The organism is Vogesella perlucida (genome assembly GCF_979366545.1).
Genome location: NZ_CEETRO010000009.1, coordinates 111,474 through 134,810 on the forward strand (window position 1 = coordinate 111,474; position 23,337 = coordinate 134,810).

Annotated in this window: 21 protein-coding genes; 11 read left to right on the top strand and 10 right to left on the bottom strand. The window is 61.0% G+C overall.

The features are described from left to right. Window positions 1-28 precede the first annotated feature (28 nt). The 9 genes from ACZ9XP_RS13810 to ACZ9XP_RS13850 form a co-directional block, all read right to left on the bottom strand. Complete coding sequence (locus tag ACZ9XP_RS13810) at window positions 29-835, bottom strand: TOBE domain-containing protein (protein WP_147689144.1); 807 nt, start codon at window positions 833-835, stop codon at window positions 29-31. After that, window positions 825-1,532 (bottom strand): ATP-binding cassette domain-containing protein, encoded by a 708-nt coding sequence (locus ACZ9XP_RS13815; RefSeq protein ID WP_147689143.1) that lies wholly within the window; start codon window positions 1,530-1,532, stop codon window positions 825-827. The genes ACZ9XP_RS13810 and ACZ9XP_RS13815 overlap by 11 nt, the downstream gene beginning before the upstream one ends. A gap of 8 nt (window positions 1,533-1,540) precedes the next feature. Then, on the bottom strand, window positions 1,541-2,212 hold the full coding sequence (modB, locus tag ACZ9XP_RS13820; protein WP_147689142.1) for a molybdate ABC transporter permease subunit: 672 nt from the start codon (window positions 2,210-2,212) through the stop codon (window positions 1,541-1,543). A gap of 12 nt (window positions 2,213-2,224) precedes the next feature. Continuing rightward, window positions 2,225-2,977, bottom strand: a complete 753-nt coding sequence (gene modA / locus ACZ9XP_RS13825; RefSeq protein ID WP_147689141.1) for a molybdate ABC transporter substrate-binding protein — start codon at window positions 2,975-2,977, stop codon at window positions 2,225-2,227. Between the two features lie 89 nt (window positions 2,978-3,066). Then, window positions 3,067-3,861 (bottom strand): EAL domain-containing protein, encoded by a 795-nt coding sequence (locus ACZ9XP_RS13830; RefSeq protein WP_147689140.1) that lies wholly within the window; start codon window positions 3,859-3,861, stop codon window positions 3,067-3,069. A 456-nt stretch (window positions 3,862-4,317) separates the two neighbouring features. Next, window positions 4,318-4,902 (bottom strand): isochorismatase family protein, encoded by a 585-nt coding sequence (locus tag ACZ9XP_RS13835; protein ID WP_465188611.1) that lies wholly within the window; start codon window positions 4,900-4,902, stop codon window positions 4,318-4,320. Between the two features lie 67 nt (window positions 4,903-4,969). Next, on the bottom strand, window positions 4,970-5,797 hold the full coding sequence (locus ACZ9XP_RS13840; RefSeq protein WP_465188612.1) for a pirin family protein: 828 nt from the start codon (window positions 5,795-5,797) through the stop codon (window positions 4,970-4,972). Between the two features lie 11 nt (window positions 5,798-5,808). Then, the gene (locus ACZ9XP_RS13845) at window positions 5,809-6,879 is read right to left on the bottom strand and encodes an alkene reductase (RefSeq protein ID WP_465188613.1); all 1,071 of its coding nucleotides are present in this window, start codon (window positions 6,877-6,879) and stop codon (window positions 5,809-5,811) included. Between the two features lie 300 nt (window positions 6,880-7,179). Beyond that, window positions 7,180-8,058, bottom strand: coding sequence for a LysR family transcriptional regulator (locus ACZ9XP_RS13850; protein WP_465188614.1), 879 nt, complete (start codon window positions 8,056-8,058; stop codon window positions 7,180-7,182). Window positions 8,059-8,404: 346 nt separating this feature from the next. On the opposite strand from ACZ9XP_RS13850, the gene ACZ9XP_RS13855 reads away from it, so the two are divergent. The 8 genes from ACZ9XP_RS13855 to ACZ9XP_RS13890 all read left to right on the top strand — a co-directional run bounded on the left by ACZ9XP_RS13855 (window position 8,405) and on the right by ACZ9XP_RS13890 (window position 17,361). Continuing rightward, window positions 8,405-9,337, top strand: a complete 933-nt coding sequence (locus tag ACZ9XP_RS13855) for an alpha/beta fold hydrolase (protein ID WP_465188615.1) — start codon at window positions 8,405-8,407, stop codon at window positions 9,335-9,337. A gap of 122 nt (window positions 9,338-9,459) precedes the next feature. Continuing rightward, on the top strand, window positions 9,460-10,908 hold the full coding sequence (locus ACZ9XP_RS13860; protein ID WP_465188616.1) for an efflux transporter outer membrane subunit: 1,449 nt from the start codon (window positions 9,460-9,462) through the stop codon (window positions 10,906-10,908). Between the two features lie 43 nt (window positions 10,909-10,951). Next, complete coding sequence (locus ACZ9XP_RS13865) at window positions 10,952-12,172, top strand: EmrA/EmrK family multidrug efflux transporter periplasmic adaptor subunit (RefSeq protein WP_465188617.1); 1,221 nt, start codon at window positions 10,952-10,954, stop codon at window positions 12,170-12,172. After that, window positions 12,169-13,701 (top strand): MFS transporter, encoded by a 1,533-nt coding sequence (locus tag ACZ9XP_RS13870; protein WP_465188618.1) that lies wholly within the window; start codon window positions 12,169-12,171, stop codon window positions 13,699-13,701. Before ACZ9XP_RS13865 ends, ACZ9XP_RS13870 begins: the two co-directional genes overlap by 4 nt. A gap of 321 nt (window positions 13,702-14,022) precedes the next feature. After that, complete coding sequence (locus tag ACZ9XP_RS13875; protein ID WP_147689137.1) at window positions 14,023-14,631, top strand: TetR/AcrR family transcriptional regulator; 609 nt, start codon at window positions 14,023-14,025, stop codon at window positions 14,629-14,631. A gap of 90 nt (window positions 14,632-14,721) precedes the next feature. Then, complete coding sequence (locus ACZ9XP_RS13880) at window positions 14,722-15,462, top strand: NADPH-dependent oxidoreductase (RefSeq protein WP_147689136.1); 741 nt, start codon at window positions 14,722-14,724, stop codon at window positions 15,460-15,462. Window positions 15,463-15,483: 21 nt separating this feature from the next. Continuing rightward, on the top strand, window positions 15,484-16,584 hold the full coding sequence (gene nemA, locus ACZ9XP_RS13885) for an alkene reductase (RefSeq protein ID WP_147689135.1): 1,101 nt from the start codon (window positions 15,484-15,486) through the stop codon (window positions 16,582-16,584). Window positions 16,585-16,677: 93 nt separating this feature from the next. Further along, a complete protein-coding gene (locus ACZ9XP_RS13890) occupies window positions 16,678-17,361 on the top strand; it encodes a type 1 glutamine amidotransferase domain-containing protein (protein WP_147689134.1) in 684 nt (227 codons plus the stop codon). A gap of 172 nt (window positions 17,362-17,533) precedes the next feature. On the opposite strand, the gene ACZ9XP_RS13895 is transcribed toward ACZ9XP_RS13890, so the two are convergent. After that, window positions 17,534-18,691 (bottom strand): response regulator, encoded by a 1,158-nt coding sequence (locus tag ACZ9XP_RS13895; protein WP_147689133.1) that lies wholly within the window; start codon window positions 18,689-18,691, stop codon window positions 17,534-17,536. Between the two features lie 283 nt (window positions 18,692-18,974). Here ACZ9XP_RS13895 and glpK point away from each other — a divergent pair, with 283 nt between their 5' ends. The 3 genes from glpK (at window position 18,975) to ACZ9XP_RS13910 (ending at window position 23,249) form a co-directional block, all read left to right on the top strand. After that, window positions 18,975-20,477 (top strand): glycerol kinase GlpK, encoded by a 1,503-nt coding sequence (glpK, locus tag ACZ9XP_RS13900; RefSeq protein WP_147689132.1) that lies wholly within the window; start codon window positions 18,975-18,977, stop codon window positions 20,475-20,477. A gap of 195 nt (window positions 20,478-20,672) precedes the next feature. Continuing rightward, window positions 20,673-22,181, top strand: a complete 1,509-nt coding sequence (glpD, locus tag ACZ9XP_RS13905) for a glycerol-3-phosphate dehydrogenase (protein ID WP_147689131.1) — start codon at window positions 20,673-20,675, stop codon at window positions 22,179-22,181. Window positions 22,182-22,331: 150 nt separating this feature from the next. Beyond that, window positions 22,332-23,249, top strand: coding sequence for a diacylglycerol/lipid kinase family protein (locus ACZ9XP_RS13910; RefSeq protein ID WP_170253780.1), 918 nt, complete (start codon window positions 22,332-22,334; stop codon window positions 23,247-23,249). The last annotated feature ends 88 nt before the right edge of the window (window positions 23,250-23,337 follow it).

Consider the following 23,337-nt stretch of genomic DNA (forward strand, 5'->3'; position numbering starts at 1 on the left):
CATGGCGGCCGGGCAGCGACGGTAGCGCTCAGGCCGGTACCGCCAGTATCACGCTGGATGCCTTGAACAGCGCACTGACCGGCTGCCCCACCGCCAGCGCCAGCGTATCGCAGCTATCGTTCGTCACTACGGCGGCTACGCTGACACCGCCGGGCAGTGCCACCACCACCTCGGTATTCACCGCCCCCGGCTGAATGCGCGCGATCTCGCCATGCAGCTGGTTGCGCGCCGAAAAGCGGGCGCTGCCGGTGTCGCTTACCAGCATGATGGACGATGCTTTCACCAGCGCCATTGCCTGCGCACCCGGCTGCAAACCCAGGCCCAGCACGCTGTCGTGGGTCACCGTCGCCACGATGCGCTGGCCGGCAGGGGTCAGCAGGGTCACTTCGTCGTTCACGGCGCCTGGTTTGACCACCTCGACGGTACCGGCAAACTGGTTGCGGGCGCTGGTGCGCATGGCCATCTTCCTTATCAGTACATAGTCGTCGGCCAGCGCGGGGGCCTGGCTGGCCAGGCTGTGGACAAAGCGCTGGTGCTCGGCCTGCAGGGTATGAAAGTTGTGCAAAAGCTGCGCGCCACGCGCGGTAAGCTGCGTACCACCACCGCCCTTGCCGCCGGCCAGCCGCGCCACCAGCGGCTCGCCAGCCAGGTTATTCATGGTGTCGATGGCGTCCCAGGCGGCTTTGTAGCTCATGCCTGCTGCCTTGGCTGCCCCGGTAATGGACCCGCAGGCCGCAATGTGCGCCAAGAGGGCCATGCGGTCGGCGCCGCCCAGTGGCTGGCCGTCTATGGTCATCCACAGGCTGCCCTGCAGCTGGATGGTTTTATCTGTCATGGCGGGACGTTGCCTCGGTAAAGATGGCCAGGTTGGCCGCATGGGCCTGGCCATCGCGCAGCTCGAATACCTGCTGGCCAAACAGGGACACGTCTTGTTCGTCGTGGGTAATCAGCAGCAGCGGTATCTGCACCTGTGCCAGCAGGGCCAGCAGCGCCTGGCGCATGTCGTGGCGCAGCGCCGGGTCCAGCGCCGCAAAGGGTTCGTCCAGCAGCAAAGCGCGCGGTTTGGCCACCAGCGCCCGCGCCAGGGCCACACGCTGGCGCTGGCCGCCGGACAGCTCGCCCGGCCGCTGCTGTGCCATGGCCGCCAGGCCAAAGCTGTGCAGCCAGTGCTCTACTTCGTCGTGCTGTGCGCTGGTACGCGGGTTCAGCCAGCCGCGCGCCAGGCCAAAGGCCACGTTTTGCCGCACGGTCAGGTGGGGAAACAGCGCGTAGTCCTGAAACAGATAGCCCAGCTGCCGCGCCTGCGGGGCCAGGTTTACCCCGCCGGGCTGCGAAAACAGCAGCCGCCCGCCCAGGCGGATATGGCCGCTGTCTGGCGTCATCAGCCCGGCAATGGCCTTGAGGGTCAGGCTTTTGCCGGCACCGGACTGGCCAAACAGCACGGTGTGCTGGCTGGCCGATTGCAGCTGTACGTTCAGCTGAAAGCTGCGCTTGCCGGTATGCAGGGTTTTCTGGATGGCAATATCAAGCATGCGGCCCCCTAGCGCTGCGCGACCCGGCCGGGGGCCAGGTAGCCTGCGGCCAACAGTACGCTGATGCACACGGCCGAGATCACGGCCACCAGCAGGTTGGCCACATTGTCTTGCCCGGCCTGCACCGCTTCGTACACGGCTATCGACAGGGTCTGGGTTTTGCCCGGAATGCTGCCCGCCACCATCAGCGTGGCGCCAAACTCGCCCAGCGCACGGGCAAAGGCCAGCAGGATGCCGGCCAGAATACCGCGCCAGGCCAGCGGCAGGGTAATGCGGAAAAACACTGCCAGGCGGCTGATGCCCAGCACCTGCGCCGCCTGCTCCAGCTGGCCGTCTACCGCCTCGAACGCCGCCCGCGCCGGCTTGAACACCAGTGGAAATGCCACCACCGCCGCGGCGATCACCGCGCCCTGCCAGCTGAAAATCAGGTTAATGCCCCACTGCGCCTGCAGCCAGCCGCCCAGCGCGCCCTGCCTGCCCAGCAACACCAGCAGGTAATAGCCCAGCACGGTAGGCGGCAGCACCATGGGCAGCGTCAGCAGCGTGTCCAGCACATCGCGCCCCGGAAAACGCCCGCGTGCCAGCACAAAGCCGGTCGCCACACCCGCTAGCCCCGCCAGCAAGGTGGCCAGACCGGCTACTTTCAGCGACAGCGCCAGGGCAACCCATACGGTATCCATACCCGGTATCACTTAGGGCTTCTGAAAGCCGTAGCGGGCCAGAATGGCCTGCCCGGCGGGTGATAACACATAGTCGATAAAACTCTTGGCCTGCCGCGGGTTGGCCGCAGCGGTGGTGCTAGCAATGGGGTAGCGGATGGCCTCACCCAGCGGCACGGCAAACGCTACTTTTACCTTGTCGGCCATCAGCCGGGCATCGGTGGCGTACACAAAACCGGCATCCACCTCGCCCCGCGCCACGTAGTCCAGCGACTGGCGCACGTTCAGCGTGTTGACCGCCTTGGCACTCACCGCCGGCCATAGCCGGGCCGCTGCCAGCGCGCTCTGGGCATAGCGCCCTACCGGCACGCTGGCCGGGTTGCCTATCGCCACCTTGCCGTAAGCGGGCCGGGCCAGCTCGGCCAGGCTTTTCGGGGCCAGTTTGCTAGCCGCCGGCACCACCAGCACCAGGGTATTACGCGCAAAATCGCGGCGGCTGGCCGACTGGATCAAGCCCTGTTTGGCGGCCTGGTCCAGGGTTTCCTGGTCGGCCGAGGCCAGCACATCCACCGGCGCGCCTTTGGCCAGCTGCTGCAGCAGCGCGCCAGAGGCGGCAAAGTTCAGCAGCACCTTGCTGCCGGGGTGCTGCGCCTCGAAGCCCTGCGCCACCTCTTTGAAAGCATTGCTCAGGCTGGCGGCGGCCGATACCGTTATCTCGCCGGCCAGCGCCATACTGCAGGCCAGGCTCAGGCCCATGCTGGCCACCAGGGTGTGAATGCGCGTCATCTTGCCTTGCTCTGCGTAGGGAAATCGACGCGCTATATAAGCACGTATATAGCGGCAGGCGCAATACGGCAGCATGCGGCCAACTAGCGCTAGGCCTGCGGCCAGATCTGGGCAATATCCGCCACGCACTGCTCGAACAGCGGCTTGCCAAACAGGTAGCCCTGTACCAGATGCACGCCTATCTCTTGCAGGCAGGCCAGCTCCTCGCGCGTTTCCACACCCTCGGCAATCACGCGGATACCCAGCTCGTCGCACATGCGCACCACGCAGGCCACTATCACGCGGCTGGCTTTTTTCTGCTCTATGCCCCGCACCAGCGCCATGTCCAGCTTCACGATATCCGGCTGAAAACTGGCCAGCAGGTTCAGCCCGGCGTAGCCCGCGCCAAAGTCATCAATCGCCGTCATGAAGCCAATGCGCTGGTAGGCGCTAAACACCTTGGCCAGCCAGCTGCCATCGTCGATACGCTCGCTCTCTACCGTCTCGAAAATGATCTGGTCTACCGGAAAACCAAACTGGCGCGCCGCCTGCAGCGTGGTGCGTATGCACACCTCGGGACGGTAAATGGCGTTGGGCAGAAAGTTGATGGACAGCCTGCTGCGCATACCCAGCCGCGCCGCTACCTCGATGGCTTTCACCCGGCAAGCCTGGTCAAAACGGTAGCGGTTGGTGTCGTTCACCTGCGCCAGTACGCTCAGTGCCCCCTCGCCCGCCGGGCCACGCACCAGCGCCTCGTGCGCAAAAATGCTGCCGGCGCGCAGGTCGATAATGGGCTGGAAAGCGTAGCTGAAAGTAAAACCCAAGGGCTCGCCATCGCGGCAGTCACCACAAGGGGGCAAGGCGGCGGTGGAGTCGGTATCAGGGCTGATAGGGATAAGGTTCATGTGCGTACGGCATCACAATGCGTGAAGGGAGATTTATTGCCAGTATAGGGCAGCTTGCAGGTAATACTGTGGCATTGTCTGGCTTGGCCGCCAGATAATCTGTCTGGCCCGTTACAGTCGAAAACACACCCCCTGCCCTGGCAAGGCTTGCAACGGGTCTGTTTCAGTGAGCGTTTTTGCTAGTGTCGAAATCAGCCAGCTTGCCATCAGTCTGCCATGCTCGCTCAGGCAAGGCGACCACCCGAACTGCCATTCAAAAGCATGTCGTGGTGGGAACAGAGTCGTTAGCCAGCCGCCGCTGCGGCAACTCATCGGCCAAAGCAGCCATTAAACTTCCGATGAAAAATGGCTGCTCCTAATCAGGAAGCAGCCATTCAAGAGCTTGTAAATCTATGGGTGATTCACAAAGCCAAATTTGCGGCCCTCTTAAGCGGAGCTAAGAGGGGTCGGGCAAGGTCAAGCCTTCAGGGAGGGCATCAATACCTGAATCAACTGGCCACCTTCTGGAGTGACCCAACTTCCGGCAAGTTCGGCAATCAACTGGTTGGTGCTGGTCAGTGTTACGCCTGCACGCTCCATTCTACGCAGGGCGATGTCGTCAGCCATTTTGGTTGGCGAGCCACCCGCATCGGCAACAACCTGCACCTCGAAGCCCGCCCGTACCAGGCTAAGCGCCGGATAGACCGTGCACACATCGTTGGTGACACCTGCGATGATGATTTTTTGGCGGCCCGTCGCTTTAACCGCGGCGGCGAAGTTTTCGTCGTCCATGGCGTTCACAATGCCAAAACGTTTAACCCGGCCAGCAAATTCGTTCGGGAGGATGGATTCCAGCTCACTTAACAGCGGTCCTTGGGCATACTCTTCCATGCTGGATGTCAGTACCACCGGCATCTTCAGGATGCTAGCAGCTTGTGCCAGCATCAGTGCATTCTGTTTCATCTCTTCAAACGAGATCGACTTTACCCAGCTCATGGTGCCAACCTGGTGGTCAATCAACAGCATGGCGGCATTCGAGCCATTAAAGTTTTCGTAAGTCATTATTTTCTCCTTACAACGTTATTGGGCGAGATGCCCTGAATGAAGGCTAATGACTAGCCCCCATGTGTCAAAGTGAGCCGAATTTCCCACTTTGATAAGCAGCAATGCTTGAGTTCAACGCTTCCACGGATGTCCGCGCTATCGGCCCATGCCAGTACACCGGTTGGCGTAGCGGCGAGCCCGAGAAGAGAACGGCTTTGGCATTACCGTGCTTTGCTTGCAGCACAATTTCACGCGACGTTCCCTGGGCGGGAAGCACCGGCAGACGCGGCTCGCTGGCATCGTAGAGTTGGCCGTCAATCTCCAGTTTCCCGAAGATCGGCATGATAAAAACGCTGTTACCCGCAGAGATAGGCACTGACAGGCTGGCTTCCTCATCAAGCGAGATATCGAGCAGGGAAACCTCCGTCGGCGGACGTAGCGGAGAACGAGCCTCAGCAAAGTCACCTAGTGGTACCCGAACTTTCACACCGGGAAAGTGCACAACTGGCACGTCTTGAGGTTCAAGGCTTAACGCAAATGGTTCCGCTTCTTGTCGATCAACGGCCAGATTGACGAAGATTTGCAGCATATGGACGGTCTTGCCTATTTCGGCAGGCACCTCCTCATGAACGATCCCACGCCCAGCAGCCGTCCAGTGAAGACCTCCCGGGCGAATGAGATTACGCATCCCCTGCGAATCACGGTTATTGATACCGGTTTCCGAATCAAGAAACAGGTAAGACACGGCAGAGAAGCCCGCATGAGGGTGCGGTGCAAAGGTTGATGCACTCATCCACGCGTGATCGACACCCAGAAAGGGGTCAATCGGTGCTGCCTTCTCACCGCCACGCAGTGAATAAGCACGGAAACCAGCTCCGACGTCCATGCGATGCAACTGGGCGATTTCGCTCATGACAGTGCTCCTCAGCTAGCGCTCATTCCACTCAAGAATGGATAGTCGATGTAGCCCTGAGCGCCTGGTGCATAGAACGTATTTTTGTCAGGCGTATTGAGTGGGGCACCTTGGCGGAAGCGCTCGGGCAAATCAGGGTTGGCCAGGAATGCACCACCAAATACCGCTGCATCGGCTTGGTTATCCGCCAGCACAGTCTCCGCACGGCTTTGGTCAAGGCCGCCCCCCATCAGATAGGCACCATTAAAGCGTGGGCGCAGCAGCGCGTGGTAATCGACCTTGGCCCCGAACAGTGCGACGTGCAGGTACGCCAAATTGAAACGACGCAGTTGCTCTACCAGGTAGGTATACGTTTCCTGGGGGTTAGCATCGACAATGTCATTGAAGTTCATTTCCGGGGAAATCTTGATACCAACACGATCTCCACCAGCCTCAGCGACCATTGCAGCCAGCACATCCAAGACGAAGCGAGCGCGATTCTCTACAGAACCACCATATTGATCCTGGCGCTGGTTGCTGCCGGAAGATAGGAACTGTTCTGGGAGGTAGCCCGATGCAGTGTGCAGTTCGACGCCATCGAAACCGGCCTCCAGAGCACGACGGGTAGCCATGCGATAGTCATCAATGACGCCAGCGATTTCGGACTGACTGAGTTCACGCGGGGTAACAAAATCCTGCAAGCCACTATCGGTCCAGGTTTGACCTGCCGGCTTGATTGCGGAAGGTGCGACCGGTTGAGCGTCATTCGGCAGCAGCGATGGATGCGAGATGCGACCGCAGTGCATAACTTGCATGAAGATTCGACCACCGTTGGCATGAACTGTATCGGTGATTTTTTTCCATGCGGCTACTTGGGCATCACTCTCGATGCCTGGTGTGCGTACATAGCCCTTGCCCATGGCGGAAGGAAAGACCCCTTCGCTAATGATCAGGCCGGCGCTTGAGCGTTGGCCGTAATAGGTGGCAACCAGATCGCTGGGGACGCCTTCGTCGTCAGCGCGCGAGCGGGTCATTGGTGCCATAACGAGGCGGTTGGACAGGGTATGGCGGCCAATGCGAGCAGGGGTAAACAGGGTAGTCATGCTGTGTTTCTCAAGGTTGATTCGGTAGAGCAATCATCCACGAAGACACTGCATGGGATAAAGATGGCAAAATGGAAATTATTGATCCATTTATGGAGCAATTAATCAATGATTGCCGAGTGACATGGCTTTGCACACCACAGTCACCTCAGCAATGGGCGATAGCAAGATAGGGGAGTAAGGACTACTGCTTGCCAAGCAAGGTCGACATAACGTTGACAGTATCGCGGTGCTCGCCCATTACGGCCCAATGGACAGTTTGATCACCCTGCCTGGCTGTCATGGCTAGGGAACGCGGCCCTACTGCCCCAGGTTTTCTCGTAAAAACTCAATGAAGCGCTGCGTCTTTGCCGGTAACAGGCGTGTCTCGGTAATGGCATAGACAGGAACCGGTGTGGCCTGCCACTGGGGTAACACCTGGCGAAGCAGGCCATTCGCCACGTCTTCTGCGGCGATTTTTTCCGGCAGCACGGCAATGCCCAGGTCTTGCGTAGCTAATTGCCTGATCATGCCAACGCTATTGAGCAAGAACCGCCCGCCGACGGCAACCTCAACCGTTTCGGACCCTTGGTATAGTTTCCAGATATGTGCTTTCGCCCTGTGGAGACACAGACACTCGTGCTGAGCCAATTCAGTGGGGTGGTGCGGCTCTCCAGAGAGTTCGAGATAGCGCGGCGAAGCGTAAAGGTAACGTGGCAGGTTGGCGAGTTGACGTGCGATCAGGTTGGAGTTTTGTGGCTCGCCCATGCGGATCGCAACATCAAATGGTTCCGCGACCAGGTCAACTTGCCGAGGCGTGAGGTCGAACTCAAAACTTATACCGGGATAGCGACGGGCGAATTCGGCAATCAGTGGCGCCAAGTAGATATTGGCAAAATCCACCGGCAATGAAGCGCGCAACAAGCCACTTGGTTGCGACAGCATTCCACCAAGCTGCTCGTGTGCCAGCCGAGCCTCATCGACGATGCGTTTGCAACGCTCGAAATAGAGTTGGCCAGCTTCGGTCAGTTCGATCTTGCGTGTTGTCCGGTGCAATAGGCGCAGCCCAATTGCCTTCTCCAAAGCAGTAATGCGCCGGGACAGCGTCGAGTTGGGGATTCCGACGGCCTCCGCCGCACGACGGAAACTCATAACCTTCACGACCTCGACGAACAAGGCCATGTCATTCAGCAACTCCATGAAGATTGCTCCAAAAATGGATCAATATTTTCCATTATCACGTATTTATCCCAATAGGTGTATTCATGGATGATTGCGCTACCGAATCAACCTTGAGCAATACCGCATCAGGTACCAGTCGTTCCCGTCAGCGTAGGCCACGATGTCTGGCTCAACTGCATCGTCATGGCTCCGAACTCGGTTCGTCCAAGCGTTGCTCATTACGGTTGCCCGAACATCGGGTTGGCCGCATGGGTTGAGTGAATATCACTCCAGGCAGTGACCTACTGGCCTCTAAATGACTCTCTCCCTCACGCACCTTAGCCGCACGGCAATCATTGTCGCGACAAAAATACCAGGAGCAAAAATGGCAGAGCACACCCTCGCCACACTTCACCCCGCACGCGGCTTCGGCTCGATTCATGATGCGCCAGGCTTGCCCGCAGGATTCACTGATGTCTTCGATAGCTATTTCGTCGACGGACCAGAAGTGCGTCTGCATGCTGTCATCGGTGGTGACGGCCCCCCACTTTTACTGCTCGCAGGTTGGCCGCAGAACTGGTTTGCCTGGCGCTATTTGATGCTGCCGTTAGCACAGCGTTTTACGGTCATTGCCGCCGACCCCCGCGGGGTTGGACTCTCAGCCAAGCCGAGCACGGGATATGACTCTCGCCGTTTGAGCGAAGACATGTTCGATCTCATGTCAGCACTTGGTTACGAGCAATTCAGCATGGTGGGCCACGATGTCGGAATGTGGACTGGATATGCCATGGCCGCAGATCAGCCGGGGCGCATTGAGCGCCTCGTGCTCGGTGAGGCGCTGATCCCCGGATTGTCGGCATCGCCGCCGTTAATCAGCGATGAGCGGTGGCTGAGTGACCTTCTGTGGCACTTCAACTTCAACCGTGCTCTGGAAATTAACGAGTTGCTGGTTGCCGGACGGGAGGAAATCTATTTCGGTCATCAGTTCCAGACGAAAGCGGGCCATTCCGAGGCCATACCCGACTACGCGCGCAACTACTACGCAAGCCTGCTCAAGGATCCCGATGCACTACGCTGTAGCTTCGAGTATTACCGCGCGCTCGACGCTTCAATCCCACAGAACAGAGGGCGAGTCGCAACGCCTCTGACGATGCCGATCTTGGCCTTTGCCGGTGCTCTTTGCAGTGGCGACATGGTCGAACGGGAACTGCGTACGGTGGCGACAAACGTCCAGTCGCTCATTATCCCGGACTGCGGTCACTACCCGGCCGAAGAGAAACCTAATGAGTTACTGGCCGCACTGCTGGCATTCCTCTAAACCGACCGTTCCATAAGCCGAGTGGTGCTCCGCTATCACTTGAAACCCACCTGATTGCTGCGTTGCTCCTATAGCTGCCGGTTGAACACCGACACGCTGCCTGGACAGCGTCGAGAGAAAAAATGAAGAGAACAACCTTCGTTCGTCGACCCGTGTTGGCACTATTCCCCGTGTTGGGGGCCGCGCTCATGGTGGTTGGCTGTGCTAATTCTGGAGGGGCAATTCCGTCCCAGGCCAGGTTGGCCAACGTCAACTTGCTGAACACGGAAGAAAGCCTGAAAGACCACGTTGTTTCACCGGCAAACTGGCCTCATGCCAATTGGTGGCAGCGCTATGGCGACCCGCAGCTCAACCAAATTGTGGCAGAGGCGCTGGCAGATAGCCCTTCACTTCGTATTGCCCAATCGCGCATGCGGCAGGCCGAGGCCGTGAGTGGGTTGGCCGAAGCAGCCGGAAAGCCGCAAATCAACGCCAGTTTGAAAAGCACTCGGCAGAAGTACAGCGAACATAGCACGGTGCCCAAGTTAATCGCCGAAGACTGGCAGACGTTTAGTGATGCCACACTGGGCTTCAGTTACGAGTTTGATTTCTGGGGTAAGAACGAAGCGAGTGTTCAGGCCGCGTTGGATCGTCTCCATGCAACTGAGGTCGAGACACAAGCGGCTCGTCTGATCCTGACGTCCGGGCTTGTTCAAACCTATTTCCGGTTGGCGCAAAGCCATGAACAGCTGGCGCTCTCTGAGTCCATCCTCAAGCAGCGCGAGAACATTGTGCAGCTGACAAGTCAGCGGGTGGCAGCAGGAATTGACTCCGATGTGGAGTTGAAACAGGCAGAGAGCTTGGTGCCCGCGGCAAAACAGCAGGTGGCGGCCATGAAGGAAATCATTGCCGTCCTCCGCAATCAGCTCGCGGCCTTGTTGGGTAAAGGTCCGGACCGAGGCCTGGCACTGCATCGCCCCAAGCTTGCCCTTGATCAGCCAACCGGGTTGCCATCCGTCCTCCCCGCTGACCTGATCGGGCATCGCCCTGATGTCGTCGCGCAGCGCTGGCGCGTTGAAGTGGCCAGCCAAGAGATCAAGGTGGCGCATAAGCAGTTTTACCCCAGCGTCAGCCTTCTGTCCTTTGTCGGTTTTCAGAGTCTTGGTCTTGATCTGCTGCTGAAATCGGGTAGCCAGACTGCGGGGATCGGACCTGCAGTGTCGCTACCGATCTTCGATGGAGGACGACTACGCAGCAATTTGGGGGTGCGCAATGCCGACTATGACATTGCTGTCGAGCAATACAACCAGACCATCGTTGATGCTTTGCAGGATGTGGTGAACCAGCTCACCTCTATTCAGTGGCTTGCCGAACAGCGCCGTCAGCAAGAGCAGGCGGTTCAAACCGCGCAAACCGCCTACGAGTTAGCCCTTCAACGCTATCGGGCGGGGCTGGGTACCTATTTGCAGGTCTTGGCGACGGGTCTCCAGGTAAACGGGCAGAACAAGTTGCTCATCGATCTTAAGACGCGGGCCTTGCAACTCGATGTCAATCTGATCCGGGCTCTCGGTGGCGGGCTCCTGGAGGCATAGATAGCCACACGCCCATCCACCCAATCTATCCAAGGAAGCTGCAATGACTCAAGTTCCGCCACCTGGCCAAGCACAACCACCGCACACCGCCGCACCAGCAGGTACAAAAACGCACACCCTGCCGACACTTGTTGTGTCGGGAGTCCTTCTCGCCGGCGGTTTGGCCTACGGTGCGTACTGGTTGCTATCGTCCCAATACCGCGAGACAACTGAAGATGCCTACGTTGATGGCAATGTCGTCCAGGTGACGCCCCAGACCAGCGGCACTGTAACCGCCATCAATGCTGATAATACAGACATTGTTCCAGCCGGGACCGTTCTGGTGACGTTGAACCCACTTGATGCCCGCCTGGCTCTCCAGCGGGCCGAGGCTCAGTTGGCCAAGGCTGTGCGTCAGGTACGGGGACAATTCTCTTCTGCATCGCAGATGAAGGCTACTATCGAATTGCGCAAGGCAGACCTTGCCCGCGCTCAGGCCGACATGCAGCGACGTGCGCCATTGGTAAAAACAGGGGCCGTTTCCGCCGAAGATTTCCATCACGCAGAGGAGGCCGTGCAGGCAGCTCAGGCAACCCTTACTGCGACAGAACAGCAGTTTGCCGGCAATCAGGCGCTTGTTGACCAAGTCTCGATTGAGAGCCACCCTGATGTCGTTACAGCAGCAATGCTGGTACGCGACGCCTATGCGGGCATGACCCGAACCGCTCTGCGAGCGCCGACTTCCGGAATGGTTACTAAACGGAATGTTCAGGTAGGACAACGCGTCAGCCCAGGCTCCCCCTTGATGTCCATTGTGCCCCTCGACCACTTGTGGGTCAGCGCGAACTTCAAAGAATCCCAGTTGAAGGGCATCCGGATCGGTCAGCCGGTGAAGGTAACCGCCGATGTCTATGGCAACGCAGTCGAATACACCGGCAAGGTATTGGGTCTCGATGCCGGAACGGGCAGCGCTTTTTCCTTGATGCCGGCACAAAATGCCACCGGAAACTGGATCAAGGTGGTACAGCGCGTTCCCGTACGTATTGCTTTGACCCCAGAGCAACTAGCTGCACATCCTCTGCGCCTAGGCTTGTCAATGAAGGTTGACGTGGATACCCGTCAGCATTCGGGACCACCCTTGGCGATCGCGCCAAACGTTCAGAAACAAACCTATACAACGGCGGTATTCGAGAAAGAGCACGCCGGTGCCGAAGAGATCGTGAGCCGAATCATTCGTGCCAATGTTGCGGCAAAACCGGGCCGAGCCGGGAAAGTGACGCCATGAAGTCACACACCCCCAGACCGCCATTGTCCCTGCTGTTGACGATTCTGCTACTGACTGCGCTTGAATTCCTGCAAGCGGGGATGATTGCCTTTGCGGCCGGTCCAATCATGGGGGAAATTGGTGCGGCCCCCGAAGAGTTCAGCCTGGCCGCCGCCTGCTACGCAAGTGTTGCCATCGTGACGATTTCAAAGCAACGCTGGCTGGTTGAACGTCTGGGATGGCGCAATTTTGTCCTGCTCTCACTAGGGTTCTTCATCTTTGGGAGCATCGTTTGTGCCGGCAGTTCCTCTTACCAGCAGTTCTTGCTGGGACGTGCCGTGATGGGAATAGGGGGCGCTGCCTTCATGACCTCGGGGCGAGTTATCGTCAACTTGATACCGCCAAGCCCGATGCGATTTATCGGCATCAAGTACTTTGCCACCGGTTTGGCTTTAGGCATCGCAATGGCTCCTGGGCTGGCATCCTGGACGGTTGCGCAGGATAGCTGGAATGTCATTTTCATCATTCTGGGTGTTGTAGCCCTGATTACTGGGGTATTTGCAGCAATTTCACTGCCGACAGAGCTGGTCGCAAAAGACCTGCGAACGCAATCGCACCCGATTTTGTTCATGAGCCTAGCCAGCGGCAGCTTCCTGTTGCTCTACACCCTGCAGCGCTCTCAGTATGATTTTTTCAGTGATGCCACTTTGCTGGTGACAGGGGGTGGTGTCGCTGCCTTCGCCTTGTACTACTTCTTCCGGGCGATTTATCGCCATGAGCGCCCATTGCTGGAACTAAAGGCATTAAAGCAGCCAAGATATATTGCCGGCGTTGGGTTATTCACCCTGTGCTATGTGCTTCTGGGCGCCAACAACTACATGCTTCCGGTTTTGATGCAAAGAACCTTGGGGTTCTCTTGGCAGACGGTTGGCAAGTTTCAGACGTTGGGACTGCTATCCGCGCTTGCCGGGTGGTTTGTGATGGCGTGGATGATTCCCAAGTGGCCGGGTGCAAAGAAATTCTTTGTTGTCGGTTTCGGAGCACTCGCCATTTTTGGATGGCAGCTGTCCCGGCTGAATGGCAGTGCTAATCTATGGCTCGATGTTTTGCCCGCGCTGACAGGCAATGGAATCTTTCTGATGTTCGTCATGGCAACAACGGCGATGCAGACGTTCCGGGATGTGCAGCACAATGAAACGGTCTTATCTCATGCCCAGCAACTGAAGAATATGTTGGCCCAGTTTGGTATGGCCCTAGGTGTCGCTCTTGCAACACTGAGCCTGCAGTGGCGAACGACGGAACACTACGCTGTTCTGAATGGTCGGTTTAGTACCGGAGACCCCGCATATGTACATCACGTTCAGCAGCTTGCTGACACGCTGACAACAGGGGTTGGTGGGGCACAATCAATGTCTTTGGCTGTTGTCCAGCTCGCCCAGCAGCTGAGCCAACAAGCCACACTGCTGGCATGCCTGGATTATTTTTCTGCCATTGCATTCATCGGATTGCTTGGCCTTGTGATCATGCAGACCCAAAGGTTGATGAAATGAGCTGTGTACTCCCCCTCAGGTTAATTTCAGAGCCTCTCAGAAGCGACTGATGCAATCAAAATATTTTATTTCGCAACGTCTGCTTTTGACTCGGGAAAAGACGTTGTCGCTAGATCTTGCTAGGTCCGCTTCGGCCGATAGCCGGTCATTCACCATAGGTGCGACACAGAAGCCGGGTATGACTCACCACAGGGCAAACGGCGCATACCTGCCAAGGCTTTACGGATGTTTTCGACTTTATTTGGCCGGAACAACAATCAGCCCCGGCTCCCACCCGAACACCACTAGACTGACCAGTCTATTTGCACTATCATGCACCGCATGGCACGAGAACGACTGCACACCGACACCCGCGAACACATCCTGGCTACTGGCGAGGCGCTGATCCATGGCCGCAGCTTTACGGCGATGGGCTTGACCGAGCTCTTGAACGAGGCCGGGGTGCCGAAGGGGTCGTTTTATCATTACTTCAAGTCGAAAGAAGACTTTGGCGTCGCCATGCTGACCCGCTACTTTGCGGTGTACCGCGAGCGTGTGGGCCTGCTGCTGGCCGATGACAGCATGGGTGATGGCCGTGCCCGGCTGCTGGCTTACTTTCGGCAATGGCTGGACAACCACGCCCGCTGCGAAGCGCACAGCTGCCTGGCGGTCAAGCTGGCTGCCGAGGTGTCCGACCTGTCCGAGCCGATGCGCCTGGCGCTGCACGAGGGCATGGACGCTATCGTGCACAGGTTGGCCGCATGCATCCGCGCTGGCCAGGCCGATGGCAGCATCAAGCCGCAGCTGCCACCCGATGAAACCGCCTACGCGCTGTACAGCTTGTGGCTGGGCGCGGCGCTGATGCAGAAAACGCAGCACAGCCTGGTGCCGCTGCAGGCCGCCATGACGCATACCGAAGGCCAGCTGGCGCCCTGCCGCCCGGCAGCCTGATACGACACATACCGTTTGCCCATGGGCAGGCGGTTTTTTTGAAGCACAATCTAGACGACTGGTCTAATAATTTATTCTTCGGAGCTTGTGATGAACCACGCACTTGAACAGATGCAACAACACCGCAGTATCCGCAGCTACCAGGACAAAGCCGTACCGGCCGAGGTGCTGGACGCGGTGCTGCGCGCCGCCTGGCACGGCCCTACTTCCATCAACGGCCAGCAGGTGTCGCTGGTGGTGGTACAGGATGCCGCCCGCCGTGCGCGCATTGCCGAGATCGCCGGCGGCCAACCCTGGATCGCCCAGGCGCCGGTATTCGTTGCGGTGGTGGCCGACTTCTACAAAACCCGCCTGGGCGTGGCTGCCGCCGGTAGCGAGCAGGTGATCCACGACAGCGTGGAAGGCTTTGCCGTGGCCGCCGTGGACGCCGGCATTACCATGGGCAACCTGATGACCGCCGCCCGCGCCGCCGGCTTGGGCGTGGTGCCGATTGGCGGTATTCGCCGCGACCCGGCTGCCATGATCGAGCTGCTGGGCCTGCCCGAGCTCACCTTCCCGCTGGCCGGTGTGGTACTGGGCTACAGCGCCGACGATAGCGCCGTGAAGCCGCGCCTGCCGTTGGCCACGTTTGCCCATAGCGAGCGCTACGACGCCGCCGCCCTGCCCGGCCACATCGCCGCCTACGACCAGACCCTGCAGCAACACTGGCAAAACCTGGGCCGCGCCGACGGCGAGCCGTGGAGCCAGAGCATTGCCCGTTATTACCAGCAAGTGTATTTCCCGCAAGTGGCCCCGGTAGCACGCGCCCAGGGCTTTGGATTCGACCGCTAAACCGCAAGCAAAGGACACCTCATGCAAGCCGATAAACTGCTGACCCCCGTGCGCCTGGGCGCCGTGACCCTGAATAACCGTGTGCTGATGGCACCGCTGACCCGCCTGCGCAATACCGAGCCGGGCGACGTACCCACCGAGCTGGCCATCGAGTACTACCGCCAGCGCGCCGGTGCCGGCCTGATCATTAACGAAGGTACCCACATCTCCCCTACCGCCAAAGGCTACGCTGGCGCGCCAGGTATCTATAGCGAGGACCAGATCCAGATGTGGCAGCGCGTGAACGACGCCGTGCACGCCGAAGGCGGCAAGATCGCCATCCAGCTATGGCACACCGGCCGCATCTCGCACACCAGCCTGCAGCCGGGCGGCGAAGCCCCGGTGGCGCCGTCTGCCATTGCCGCCGACAGCAATACCAATATCCGTGACGAAAACGGCCAACTGGTACGCGCCCCGGTGTCCACGCCGCGTGCGCTGGAAACCGCTGAAATCGCCGACCTGATCGAAGACTACCGCCGCGCCACCGACAACGCGCGCCGCGCCGGCTTCGACCTGGTGGAAATCCACGGTGCCCACGGCTATCTGCTGGACCAGTTCCTGTCGCCGGTGGCCAACCAGCGTACCGACCAGTACGGCGGCAGCGTGGAAAACCGCGCCCGCATCGTGCTGGAAGTGCTGGACGCGGTGATCGCCGAATGGGACGCCGACCACGTGGGCATCCGCCTGTCGCCACTGGGCGTGTTCAACGGCCTGTCGGAAACCGACCAACAGGAGATGGCGCTCTACCTGATTGGCGAAATCGCCAAGCGTGGTATCGCCTTCCTGCACCTGTCCGAGCCGGACTGGGCCGGCGGCCCGGCCTGGAGCGACGACTTCCGCCAGCGCGTGCGTGCCATCTACCCTGGCAGCATCGTGGCGGCCGGTGGCTACACGCTGGAAAAAGCCGAAAAGCTGATCGGCGCCGGCCTGATCGACGCCGTGGCCTTTGGCCGCAGCTTCATCGCCAACCCGGACCTGCCGGCCCGCCTGGCAGCCGGTGCCGCGCTGAACCCGCCGCGCCCGGAAACCTTCTACGGCGGTGGCGCCGAGGGCTACACCGACTACCCGGTACTGGGCCAGTAAGCCCACGGCCCGGCGCGGGTTTGCCCGTATCGGGCACATCACGACGATATTGCCTGCGGCCAACGTTGGCCGCAGGCCACCACGAGATACACCATGAAAAATGTACTGTTTGTGCTGACCAGCCACGACCAGCTGGGTGATACCGGCCACAAAACCGGCTTTTGGGTAGAAGAATTCGCCGCGCCTTACTACGTGCTGGTCGACGCTGGCATCAACGTGACCCTAGCCTCGCCACTGGGCGGCCAGCCACCCATCGACCCGAAAAGCGCTGACCCGGCATTTGCCACCCCCGCTACCCAGCGCTTTGACGCAGACAGCGCGCTGCAAGCCCGCCTGGCCGCTACCCTGCCGCTGGCCAGCGTGGATGCGGCCAACTACGACGCCGTGTTCTACCCCGGTGGCCACGGCCCGCTGTGGGACCTGGTCGACAATGCCGACTCGCTACGCCTGATCGCCGACACCGTGGCCGCCGGCAAGCCGCTGGGGGCCGTATGCCACGCCAGCGCCGCGCTGGTGAACGCGCTAGCCGCCGATGGCACGCCACTGGTGGCCGGTAAACAGGTGACCGGTTTCAGCAATACCGAAGAAGACGCGGTACAGCTCACCGCCATCGTGCCGCTGCTGGTAGAGGACGCCCTGCAAGCCAAAGGCGGCCTGTATAGCAAAGGCCCGGACTGGGCACCGTTTGTACTGGAAGACGGCCTGCTGATTACCGGGCAGAACCCGGCATCGTCCGAAGGCGTAGCACACGCACTGCTGGCACGCCTGCAAGGCTAAGCTGGCAATCGCTGGCTGAAAAGCAGACAGGGTTGGCCGCGGCCAACCCTGTTTTGTCTGGCGCCGGCACTGCCTTGCCGCCGTAGCAAGGGGGAATCTGCCACGCCGCTTGCCGCGGCCACCAGCCAGCAGGGCATGCCGGTATGGCAAGCGTGTTTGCCTGGCCGGTTACTCAGGCTGACGCTTGCTGCGCGTCCGGTGGCAACACGGTTTGCAGCTCGGTGATGGCCTCGGTCAAGGCATTCTGGAAGTGCTCTTCGGCCAGACGGCCGGTGGCCAGCTCGTCAAAACCATCACGAATCATGGTGACAATGTCGCGCTCCTGGCGCTGCGTCAGCCCCATGGACAGCAGCGCGGCCTCTACCCTGTCCAGCACGCTGTTCAGGTGCAAGGTGGCGTCGGCGCGACTCTGGCGCTGCAGCCGGTCGATATCGCCCAGTACGCGCCCCAGCTGCGCCACGGTGTCGCTGATGGCACTGCCCTGGCGGCGCGATTGCTGCTCGTATTGCAGGGCATGCAAACGCACCTCGGCCGACTCGACCAGCACGGCCAGGTGGTCGCGCAGGCGGCCGCAGCGGGCTTCGTCGTGCAAAGGCATATTGCTGACAATCAGGTGCAGGCACGGATAGCTGATAGACAGGCGGTTCTTGAACTGCACAATGCGCTCCATACCGGCCATGTGGTGTAGCACCGAAATCTCCAGCGGCGATACCTGGCCGTGGCTTTTCAGCGCCAGCGGGGCGGCATCGGCGGGTAGCAGCTGGACCACGCCTTCCACATCGAAAGCCTGCAATGCATCCAGCACGGCCTGCGCCAGTGCCGGGTAATCTGCGCAGTGGTTAAAGTGCTTGAGGGCATCAATCAGCATGCCGGTTTCACTCATGCTGCTCATGGCCACCATGGCGGTACTGGTGGCGTAACCGGCCTGCTGGCGCAGCTGCTGGCGCTCGGCCACGTTGTGCAGCACCCGCTCTACTTTGGCCAGCAACACCTGGGGCTCGACAGGTTTATTGACGAAATCTTCCCCCCCCACCTCGTAACCACGCACGTGTTCGTCTACCCCATCGAGTGCGGACAGGAACATCACCGGCACATCGGCCAGCGCCGGGTCCGCCTTGATGGTTTCGCACAGGGTAAAGCCATCCATGGCCGGCATGCGGACATCAGCCAGCAGCAGCGCGGGGGGCTGCTGCCGCATCATGGCCAGCGCGGTTTCCGGATGGTTGGCAATACGCACCGGGTAATGCTGGCCCAGGGTTTCTTCCATAAAACCCAGCATGAATTCATCGTCATCCACCATCAGGATGGGATGCGTGTGGTCTATCGTCATGTTGTTCTCCTGTTGCCCTGACAGTATAAGCGAACAGCATCACTCTGTATGGCGCACTGCTGATAAATAGCACAAACACTTATTAGCTAAGCTTATCGAGTAACGTAATGAAGCGGGCCTTGCCAGCGGTGCTGCGATAAGCAGCGCCAAGCCCCACCCTTTGAGCATAATGTGCCATGCGCTTGACAGCTGTTGCCTGCCACCTAGAATCGGCCAAAGCGAAATAGCCTGCTTCCCCCACCGGGCCTGCGTACCGCACTGGCCATCGACCCTCGGAGTGCCCATGCAAGACCTGTTCATCCTGGCGCTGGACCAAGGCACCACCAGCTCGCGTGCCATCTTGTTCAACCGTAGCGGCGACATGGTGGCCAGCGCGCAGAAGACGTTCCGCCAGCACTACCCGCAGCCGGGCTGGGTAGAGCACGACCCGATGGAAATCTGGGCCGGCCAGGTAGGCGTAGCGGCCGAAGCACTGGCCCGCGCAGGGGTAACGGGCAGCCAGATCGCTGCGCTGGGCATTACCAACCAGCGCGAAACCACCGTGGTGTGGGACCGCGACACCGGCCAGCCGGTGTACAACGCCATCGTATGGCAAGACCGCCGCACCGCCGGCGTCTGCGACGAGATACGCGCCCGCGGCCTGGCCGACACCATCCGCAACAAAACCGGTCTGCTGGTAGACGCCTATTTTTCGGCCACCAAAATCCGCTGGATTCTGGACAACGTACCGGGTGCGCGCGAACGCGCCCTGGCCGGCAAACTGGCGTTCGGTACCATCGATAGCTGGTTGATCTGGCAGCTGACCCACGGTGCGGTGCACGTCACCGACGTGTCCAACGCCTCGCGCACCATGCTGTACAACATCCACACCCTACAGTGGGACGACGAGCTGCTGGCCATGCTGGGCATACCGGCCAGCCTGCTGCCACAGGTAAAAAGCTCCAGCGAGGTGTACGGCCATACCCACGCCGCGCATCTGGGCGTGGCCATCCCCATCGCCGGTGTGGCCGGCGACCAGCAAGCGGCGCTGTTCGGCCAGCAATGCACCCTGCCTGGCATGGTGAAAAACACCTACGGCACCGGCTGCTTCATGATGATGAACACCGGCAACAAGCCGGTACCGTCGCATAACAAGCTGCTGACCACCATCGCCTGGCAGGTAGGCGAGCAGGTGCAGTATGCGCTGGAAGGCAGCATCTTTATGGGTGGCTCGGTGGTGAAATGGCTGCGTGACGGCCTGGGAATCATCAAGCAATCCAGCGATGTGGGCCCGCTGGCAGCCACGGTAGCAGATAGCGACGGCGTGTATCTGGTACCGGCCTTTGCCGGCCTGGGCGCACCGCACTGGCATGCCCAGGCACGCGGCACGCTATCCGGCATGACGCAAGGCACCAGCGCCGCGCACATCGCCCGTGCCGCGCTGGACAGCATTGCCTTCCAGACCATGGACGTACTCGGGGCGATGCAGGCCGACGCGGGCACCACCATCGCCGAGCTGCGCGTGGATGGCGGCGCCAGCGTTAACAACATGCTGATGCAGTTCCAGAGCGATATTCTGGGCACGGCCGTCGCGCGGCCCAAAATCACCGAGACCACGGCACTGGGCGCGGCCTACCTGGCTGGCCTGGCCGTGCGCTACTGGCAAAGCACCGACGATATCCAGGGTCAATGGCAGCTGGATACACGCTTTACCCCGCAACAAAGCGCCGACACGGTAGCCCGCTACGTGGCCGGCTGGCACCGCGCTACCCGCGCCGCCATTGCCTGGGCCGACGACCAGGGCTAAATGCCTGCGGTGCAAACGGCGCCGCCCTAGAGGGCATGCCGGGTAAACGTGCTGGCCACCCATGACCCAGCACAACAAAACGTCACACCTGGCACAGACACGCCATGTGTGTTCCGGGTGCTACCGCAAGACCTGCCCCGCCTATCTTCGGCATGCCAGCCTTGGGGGTAGCCAACGCAGCGCAAAGGACAGACAGTGGAACAGTACGATTTGCTGGTCATCGGTGGCGGTATCAACGGTGCGGGCATTGCCCGCGATGCAGCAGGGCGCGGCCTGCGCGTACTGCTGTGCGAAAAGGACGACCTGGCCGCGCATACCTCGTCGGCCAGCACCAAGCTGATCCACGGCGGCCTGCGCTATCTGGAGTATTACGCGTTCGGCCTGGTACGCAAGGCGCTACAGGAGCGCGAAGTACTGCTGGACGCGGCCCCGCACATCATGTGGCCGCTGCGCTTCGTAATGCCGCACGACGCCGGGCAGCGCCCGGCATGGCTGATCCGCTGCGGCCTGTTCCTGTACGACCACCTGGCACGACGCCGCCGCCTGGCAGGCAGCCAGCGCATCCGCCTTGACCGCCACCCGGCAGGCCGCCCGCTGCAAGCCCGCTACCCGCAGGGCTTTGTCTATTCCGACGGCTGGGTCAACGACGCCCGCCTGGTAGTACTGAACGCCATCGACGCCGCCGAGCGCGGTGCCACCATCCTCACCCGCACCGCCTGCATCGCCGCCCGCCGCCAAGGTAACGGCTGGCAAGCCACCCTGCAGGGCGCAGGCGGCCAGCAAACCACCGTCAGCGCCCGTGCGGTAGTCAACGCCGCCGGCCCGTGGGTACAGCAGCTGCTGGGCGGCGTGATCCAGGCCCCGGCCCGCCACGCCATCCGCCTGGTGAAAGGCAGCCACATCATCGTGAAGCGCCTGTTCGATCACCCTTATGCCTACCTTTTCCAGAACCCGGACCAGCGCATCATTTTTGCCATCCCCTACGAGCAGGACTTCACCCTGATTGGCACCACCGACGTGGAATACCACGGCGACGCCGCACAGGTAGCCATCGATAGCGACGAAGTGGCCTACCTGCGCCAGATGAGCAACCGCTACTTCACCCAGCAGATCAGCCCGGCCGACGTGGTAGCCACCTACTCTGGCGTGCGCCCGCTGCTGGATGACGACGCGGCCAACGCCAGCGGTGTCACCCGCGACTACGCGCTAGCGCTGGACACCGATGGCGCACCGCTGCTGTCGGTATTCGGCGGCAAAATCACCACCTACCGCAAACTGGCCGAACAAGTGGTAGACCAGCTGGCGCCACTGCTGGGCAACACGCGGCCAACGTGGACGGCTGGCGCGCACCTGCCAGGCGGCCAGCTGCCCGGCGGCGACTTCGACGCCTTCGTGGCAACACTGCAAGCCGACAAGCCATGGCTACCCGCCGCGCTGGCGCTACGCCTGGCCCGCGCCTACGGCAGCCGCGTAGACGCCGTGCTGGGCAACGCCACCACGCTAGCAGGTTTGGGGCAGGAGATTCAGCCCGGCCTGTATGAAGCCGAGCTGCGCTACCTGGTAGAAAAAGAATGGGCCACCTGCGCCGACGACATCCTGTGGCGCCGCAGCAAGCTGCGCCTGCACCTGCCTGAGGGGGCTGACGCGGCGGTGGAGGCCTGGCTGAGCGGCTATCGCGGCGTATCCCCTGCCGCCATGCCCTGAAAGGGCATAAGCTAGACCTCGCCTTCGATACAAGGTTGGCCGCAGTCGTGGCGCACGCGCGCGCCCCGTGGCATACCCTGCCCTATCGCACCGTGGGCAGCCGCAGGGCTTTTGCGCATAATGACCCGTCCACTTCGCGGCGCACTCATCATGGCTACCCCCTCCCGCATCGTCTTCATCCTGCATGGCCGGCACCGCCCGCAAGGCCTGCCCGAGCACCTGCTGGCGCCGCTGCGTGCCGATTTCGACGTAGATGTACTGATGACCAGCAGCGCCGACAGCGCCACCCGCTACGCGCGCGAAGCGGCGCTATCCGGTGCGCGCTGGGTGGTGGCCGTGGGTGGCGACGGCACCGTGCACGAGGTGGTGAACGGCCTGATGAGCGTGCCGGAAGCCGCCCGCCGCGATGTCGCCCTGGCAGTGCTGCCCACCGGCACCGGCAACGACTTTGTGCGCAGCCTGGGCAGCGGCGACAGCCTGGCCGGCCTGATCGGGCTGATGGCAGCCGACCAGGTACACGCGCTGGACCTGATCCGCGTGACACTGGCGAATGGCAGCGTGCGCTGGTGCAACAATATCGGCAGCATCGGCATTACCAGCGACATCGTGCGCCGCGTTAAAGCCATGCCGGCACGGCTGCCGGCCAGCCTGGCGTTTTACAGCGCCGTCACTACCGCGCTGTTGCGCTGGCAGCCGCAACCCATGCGGCTGACGCTGGATGGCGAGCTTATCGAGGGGCGCTTTACCTGCGTGTCGGCGGCCAACGGGCGCTTTTTTGGCAGCGGGCTGGGCATTGCCCCCGAGGCACAGCTGGACGACGGCCTGATGGAAGTGGTGCTGATCGATAATGCCGGCAGCCTGGACTTTATCCGCCTGCTACCGCAGCTGCGCCAGGCACAGCGGCTGGCCGACCCGCGTGTGCGCTACCTGCGCGGTCGCGTGCTGCAGGTAGCGGGCGAGCCGGCACGCTGCCCGCTGGAGCTGGACGGCGAGCTGGCCGGCCACGCCCCGGTGCGCTTCGAGCTGGTACCGGGGGCACTGCGCTGCCTGCGCCGCCTGCCGGGCTGACAACGCCACGCCCGACACCAGCTAGGGTATAATGGCCGGTTTTTCGCGCCGGGTGAGACCGATCCCGTGTGCGTCTATGCTGAATAAC

Bases quoted from the DNA above. Each gene is read 5' to 3' on its own strand.
- ACZ9XP_RS13810 (WP_147689144.1), bottom strand. From the start codon at position 835: ATGACAGATAAAACCATCCAGCTGCAGGGCAGCCTGTGGATGACCATA.
- ACZ9XP_RS13815 (WP_147689143.1), bottom strand. From the start codon at position 1,532: ATGCTTGATATTGCCATCCAGAAAACCCTGCATACCGGCAAGCGCAGC.
- modB (WP_147689142.1), bottom strand. From the start codon at position 2,212: ATGGATACCGTATGGGTTGCCCTGGCGCTGTCGCTGAAAGTAGCCGGT.
- modA (WP_147689141.1), bottom strand. From the start codon at position 2,977: ATGACGCGCATTCACACCCTGGTGGCCAGCATGGGCCTGAGCCTGGCC.
- ACZ9XP_RS13830 (WP_147689140.1), bottom strand. From the start codon at position 3,861: ATGAACCTTATCCCTATCAGCCCTGATACCGACTCCACCGCCGCCTTG.
- ACZ9XP_RS13835 (WP_465188611.1), bottom strand. From the start codon at position 4,902: ATGACTTACGAAAACTTTAATGGCTCGAATGCCGCCATGCTGTTGATT.
- ACZ9XP_RS13840 (WP_465188612.1), bottom strand. From the start codon at position 5,797: ATGAGCGAAATCGCCCAGTTGCATCGCATGGACGTCGGAGCTGGTTTC.
- ACZ9XP_RS13845 (WP_465188613.1), bottom strand. From the start codon at position 6,879: ATGACTACCCTGTTTACCCCTGCTCGCATTGGCCGCCATACCCTGTCC.
- ACZ9XP_RS13850 (WP_465188614.1), bottom strand. From the start codon at position 8,058: ATGGAGTTGCTGAATGACATGGCCTTGTTCGTCGAGGTCGTGAAGGTT.
- ACZ9XP_RS13855 (WP_465188615.1), top strand. From the start codon at position 8,405: ATGGCAGAGCACACCCTCGCCACACTTCACCCCGCACGCGGCTTCGGC.
- ACZ9XP_RS13860 (WP_465188616.1), top strand. From the start codon at position 9,460: ATGAAGAGAACAACCTTCGTTCGTCGACCCGTGTTGGCACTATTCCCC.
- ACZ9XP_RS13865 (WP_465188617.1), top strand. From the start codon at position 10,952: ATGACTCAAGTTCCGCCACCTGGCCAAGCACAACCACCGCACACCGCC.
- ACZ9XP_RS13870 (WP_465188618.1), top strand. From the start codon at position 12,169: ATGAAGTCACACACCCCCAGACCGCCATTGTCCCTGCTGTTGACGATT.
- ACZ9XP_RS13875 (WP_147689137.1), top strand. From the start codon at position 14,023: ATGGCACGAGAACGACTGCACACCGACACCCGCGAACACATCCTGGCT.
- ACZ9XP_RS13880 (WP_147689136.1), top strand. From the start codon at position 14,722: ATGAACCACGCACTTGAACAGATGCAACAACACCGCAGTATCCGCAGC.
- nemA (WP_147689135.1), top strand. From the start codon at position 15,484: ATGCAAGCCGATAAACTGCTGACCCCCGTGCGCCTGGGCGCCGTGACC.
- ACZ9XP_RS13890 (WP_147689134.1), top strand. From the start codon at position 16,678: ATGAAAAATGTACTGTTTGTGCTGACCAGCCACGACCAGCTGGGTGAT.
- ACZ9XP_RS13895 (WP_147689133.1), bottom strand. From the start codon at position 18,691: ATGACGATAGACCACACGCATCCCATCCTGATGGTGGATGACGATGAA.
- glpK (WP_147689132.1), top strand. From the start codon at position 18,975: ATGCAAGACCTGTTCATCCTGGCGCTGGACCAAGGCACCACCAGCTCG.
- ACZ9XP_RS13910 (WP_170253780.1), top strand. From the start codon at position 22,332: ATGGCTACCCCCTCCCGCATCGTCTTCATCCTGCATGGCCGGCACCGC.